General features: G+C 50.7%; 1 protein-coding gene. It reads left to right on the top strand.

The features are described from left to right. The coding region (locus N825_RS35790) for a LysR substrate-binding domain-containing protein (protein WP_033580920.1) at positions 1-349 on the top strand (349 nt) is incomplete at its 5' end. Positions 350-377: the final 28 nt, after the last annotated feature.

The raw sequence follows: 377 nt of genomic DNA, 5'->3' as shown, positions 1-377 counted from the left end.
GTTCCGGCGCGGGGTGGACGAGGTGCACCAGCGCATGGGCGGGCAGCTGCACGTGGCGATATTCGACCATACGGTCAGTAATCCGCAGGCGCAGATCGGCCGGGCCATCGCGTTATTCAGCGAGCGCGCGCCGGAGGTTTCTTTGCAAATGTATGTGGAGCCGATTAATACCATTGAACGTGGCGTTATTGACGGGCAATTTCAGGTTGGGGTTATTCCCATGCACCGCAGCGCGGAAAGTTTATCTTATCATTCGTTATTCAGTGAGAGGATGTTCTTATATTGCGGCGCACAGCATGAATTATTTTCCGGCCCCCATTGCAATTATTCCATTAAAAACTATCGCTAATTAATGAGTTATATCTCCGCATTTATTG

The organism is Skermanella stibiiresistens SB22 (assembly GCF_000576635.1).
Lineage (GTDB): Bacteria > Pseudomonadota > Alphaproteobacteria > Azospirillales > Azospirillaceae > Skermanella > Skermanella stibiiresistens.
Note: the sequence above shows the minus strand (reverse complement) of the source record. Positions and strands in the feature narration are given on the sequence as shown.